We start from the raw sequence: 4,720 nt of genomic DNA, 5'->3' as shown, positions 1-4,720 counted from the left end.
GTACCAGCGAGGTCATCAATGGTCTCAAGCTCGACCCCGCCACGGCGCATGCTGAGGATGCAGGCGAAAACGCCCAGCGTCATGACCAGATAGATCGCCATGTAGACCAGCACCGCCTGCACTCCCTCCTGCGTGCCGGCTGCGAGCCCGAGCAGCGCGAAGCCGATATTTGCGATGGAGGAATACGCCATCAGGCGCTTGATATCGCGCTGGCCTATTGCGGCGAAGGCGCCGAGGAACATCGAGAGCACCGCGATGAATACGATGATCTGCTGCCATTGATCGACGATGGTGGGGAAGGCCCCGATGAAGACGCGCACCGCAAGCGCCATGGCCGCCACCTTCGGCGCCGAGGCGAAGAACGCGGTGACAGGCGTCGGCGCCCCCTGATAGACATCCGGCGTCCACATATGGAACGGCACCGCGGAGACCTTGAAGGCGATGCCGGCGGCGATGAAGACGAGACCGAAGATCACGCCCGGATTGGCTCCCTCGGCCACGACCGCCGCGATCTCGGGGAAGGAGACCGTTCCGGTGAAACCGTAGACCAGCGAGGAACCGTAGAGCAGCATGCCGGAGGCGAGCGCACCCAGCACGAAATATTTCAGCCCCGCTTCGGTCGAGCGCGCGTTGTCGCGATGGAAAGAGGCGATCACATAGGCTGCGAGGCTCTGCAATTCGAGGCCGAGATACAGCGCGATGAGATCGTTGGCCGAGATCATCACCATCATGCCGATGGCGGCCAGGAGGATCAGCAACGGATATTCAAAGCGATCGATTCCGAGCCGGCGGAAATGCTCGCGCGACATGGCAAGCGCCACGATCGCCCCAATCAGCACCAGCGCCTTCATGAAGCGGGCAAATCCGTCGGTGATGAAGGCATCGGCGAAGGTCACCTGGGTATCGCCCGACATCGTGAGGATGAAGCCGAGAATGAACGCCATCAGCGCGATCGCCGCCGCCGTCACGACACCGGTGGAGCGTTCACCACGCAGGGCGCCATAGAGCACCAGCGCAAGAACGCCGACCGCCATGATGATCTCTGGCAGAGCCGGGCCGAGCACCGGCACGGCATAGAGCGGGATCCCGGATGCGGTGGTTTCAACGGGCATGGCGATCGAACCTCACTGGACCCCGGCCAGCGTAGCGCCGGCCTGGAGAACGGGATAAGCATTGGCAAGCAGCGCCTGTGTCGGCGCGGCGAAGGCATCCAGGATCACCTGCGGCTGCACCCCGTAATAGATGACGAGGATGCCAAGCGGCGCCAGCAGCAGAACTTCGCGCCGGTCGAGATCCGGAATCGCCTGCAGTTCCGGCTTCTCCAGCCGTCCGTTCATCACGCGCCAGTAGAGCCAGAGCGCATAGCAGGCGGAGAGGATGACACCGGAAGTGGCGACGAAGGCAACCCAGAAATTGGCCTGGAAAGTCCCGATCAGCGTGAGGAATTCACCCACGAAGCCGGACGTACCGGGCAGGCCGACATTGGCCATGGTGAAAAGCAGGAAGGCGACGCCGTAGAGCGGCATCCGATTGACCAGCCCGCCATAGGCCTTGATCTCGCGGGTATGCATCCGGTCGTAGATCACGCCCACGCAAAGGAACAGCGCGCCGGAGATCAGGCCGTGCGAGATCATCTGGAACATCGCCCCCTCGATCCCCTGCGGGGTGAGGCTGAACAGGCCCATCGTGACGAAGCCCATATGCGCCACCGAGGAATAGGCGATGAGCTTCTTCATGTCCTCCTGCATCAGCGCGACGAACGAGGTGTAGACGATCGCGATGACCGAGAGCGCAAAAACCATCGGCGCGAAATACAGCGACGCGTCGGGGAACATTGGAATCGAAAAGCGGATGAAGCCGTAGCCCCCCATCTTCAGGAGAATCCCGGCAAGGATCACCGAGCCGGCCGTCGGCGCCTCCACGTGGGCATCCGGCAGCCAGGTATGGACCGGCCACATCGGCATCTTCACCGCGAAGGAGGCGAAGAAGGCCAGCCACAGCCAGGTCTGCAACGAGACCGGGAAGTCATGCGCGAGCAGTGTCGGGATATCGCTCGTCCCCGCCTGCCAGTACATGGCCACGATGGCGATGAGCATCAGCACTGAGCCGAGCAGCGTGTAGAGGAAGAACTTGAAGCTGGCATAGATGCGCCGCTTGCCGCCCCAGATCCCGATGATCAGGAACATCGGAATCAGACCCGCCTCGAAGAAGATGTAGAAAAGCACCAGATCGAGCGCGACGAAGACGCCGATCATCAGCGCCTCGAGCACGAGGAAGGCGACCATGTATTCCTTGATGCGCGTCTTGATCGTCTCCCAGGAGGCGAGGATGCAAAACGGCATCAGGAAGGTGGTCAGAAGCACGAAGGGCAGCGAGAAGCCGTCCACCCCGAGGGTGAAACGCGTCGTCTCCATCAGCCAGGCATGGGATTCCACCAGCTGGAAATCCGGGCTGCCCGTATCGAACCGCGCCCAGGCCACCAGCGAGAGCAGGAAGGTGACGATCGTCGTCGCCAAAGCCGCCCAGCGCGCATTGTTGCGGATCGCAGCCTCGTCCCCGCGCAGGGTGAGGATGAAAGCCGCTCCGATCAGCGGCAGGATCAGAAGCCCGGAGAGAATACCGAAGCCGAACATCAGCGGGCCCCCGCGATCAGATACCAGGTCACCAGTGCGGCGACACCGACGAGCATGGTGAAAGCGTAGTGATAAACGTAGCCGGTCTGCAGCCGCACCACCCAGGAGGTGGTGTCGAGCACCCGGGCGGATATGCCGTCAGGCCCCATCCCGTCGATGATCTTGCCGTCACCAGTGCGCCACAAGAACCGCCCGAGCCACTTGGCAGGTCGCACGAAAATGATGTCGTAGAGCTCGTCGAAATACCATTTGTTGAGCAGGAAGCGGTAGAGCATCGGCTGCTCCTGCGCGATACGCGCCGGCACGGCGGTGTCACGGACATACATCCAGTACGCGAGCGCAAACCCGATCACCATCATCACGAAGGGTGACCAGACGACCCAGGCGGGTACGTAGTGCAGGTCATGCAGGATAGTGTTGTCGGGGCGCGTGTAGAGCGCATCGCCCCAGAAGGCCTCGTAGCCGTCTCCCACGAAGACGCTCTTGAAGAAGTAGCCGGCAACCAGCGCACCGATGGCGAGCAGGACCAGCGGGATCAGCATCACCGGCGGACTTTCATGCGGCTTGTGATCATGGTGATGCCCGTGATCATCGCCAGGCGTGGTTTGGCCATGCGTGGTTTGGCCATGCGTAGTTTGGCCATGCGCGGCATCGGCCTGCGCGGCGTGACCATGCCCCGCACCCCAGCGCGCCTTGCCGGCAAAGGTCATGAAGAACAGGCGCCACGAATAGAAGGACGTGAACAGGGCCGCCAAGACGGTTGCGATGAAGGCGACATCCGACATCCCGGCGCCGGACGCATAAGCCGCCTCGATGATCGCATCCTTGGAATAATAGCCTGCGGTGAACGGAAAGCCCGTCAGGGCGATCGTGCCGATCACCATCATCACCGCGGTGAGCGGGATTACCTTGCCGAGGCCGCCCATGTTGCGCATGTCCTGCTCGTGATGCATCGCATGGATCACCGAACCTGCGCCGAGAAACAGTAGCGCCTTGAAGAAGGCGTGCGTGAACAGGTGGAACATGCCCACGCTGTAGGCGCCCAGCCCCATCGCCACGAACATGTAGCCAAGCTGCGAGCAGGTTGAATAGGCGATCACCCGCTTGATGTCGTTCTGGACGAGCCCCACTGTCGCGGCGAAGAAAGCCGTCAACGCGCCGATACCGGTCACGACGACGAGCGCCGTCGGCGCAAATTCGAACAGCGGCGACATCCGCGCCACGAGGAAGACACCGGCGGTGACCATGGTCGCAGCGTGAATCAGGGCGGAGACCGGCGTCGGGCCCTCCATCGCGTCAGGCAGCCAGGTATGCAGCAGGAACTGCGCCGACTTGCCCATCGCCCCCATGAACAGCAGCAGGCAGGCGAGCGTCAGCGTGCCCTGCGCATCGAGCCCGAGGAAACTGAAGCCCTCCCCCGCCGCACCTGTGGCGAAGGCCTCCACCTGCGGGAAGATGACGTCGAAACTGGTGGAACCGAACAGATAGAAAACGAGGAAAATGCCGAGCGCAAAACCGAAATCGCCGACCCGGTTGACCACAAAGGCCTTCATTGCCGCCGCATTGGCCGATTCCTTCTGATACCAGAATCCGATCAGCAGGTAGCTCGCAAGGCCGACACCCTCCCAGCCAAAGAACATCTGCACCAGATTGTCGGAAGTCACCAGCATCAGCATGGCAAAGGTGAACAGCGACAAATAGGCGAAAAAGCGCGAGCGGGATGGATCCTCGTGCATGTAACCCATCGAATAGAGATGCACGAGCGCCGAGACGCTGTTGACGACGACGAGCATCACGACGGTCAGCGCATCAATGCGCAGGGCCCAGTCCACGGCGAGATCGCCCGAGACCATCCAGTTGGCAATCCGCACCGTGGTCTCGCCGTCGCCATAACCGACGGAGAACAGCGCGACCCATGACAGCACTGCGGAGGTCGCGACGAACGAAGTCGTCACGATCTCGCTCGGGCGCGGCCCGATCATGCGGCCGAAAATGCCCGCAATGAGGAAGCCGAGAAGCGGCAGGAAGACGATCGCGTGATACATCGTGGACGCCCCTTAGCCCTTCATCGTGTTGATGTCTTCCAC

At 62.1% G+C, this 4,720-nt stretch carries 3 protein-coding genes; all 3 read right to left on the bottom strand.

The window, feature by feature from the left end; translation table 11 throughout:
• Window positions 1-1,112, bottom strand: a 1,112-nt coding sequence (gene nuoN / locus VKP01_RS15060; protein WP_324413705.1) for an NADH-quinone oxidoreductase subunit NuoN, incomplete at its 3' end; no start/stop codon positions are given.
• Between the two features lie 12 nt (window positions 1,113-1,124).
• Window positions 1,125-2,633, bottom strand: coding sequence for an NADH-quinone oxidoreductase subunit M (locus VKP01_RS15055; RefSeq protein WP_324413703.1), 1,509 nt, complete (start codon window positions 2,631-2,633; stop codon window positions 1,125-1,127).
• Window positions 2,633-4,678 carry an NADH-quinone oxidoreductase subunit L gene (gene nuoL / locus VKP01_RS15050; protein WP_324413702.1) on the bottom strand — a complete coding sequence of 682 codons (2,046 nt, stop codon included), beginning with the start codon at window positions 4,676-4,678 and terminating at the stop codon, window positions 2,633-2,635. Before nuoL ends, VKP01_RS15055 begins: the two co-directional genes overlap by 1 nt.
• Window positions 4,679-4,720: the final 42 nt, after the last annotated feature.

Source organism: Saliniramus sp., from assembly GCF_035311605.1.
Classification (GTDB): Bacteria; Pseudomonadota; Alphaproteobacteria; order Rhizobiales; family Beijerinckiaceae; genus Saliniramus.
Note: the sequence above shows the minus strand (reverse complement) of the source record. Positions and strands in the feature narration are given on the sequence as shown.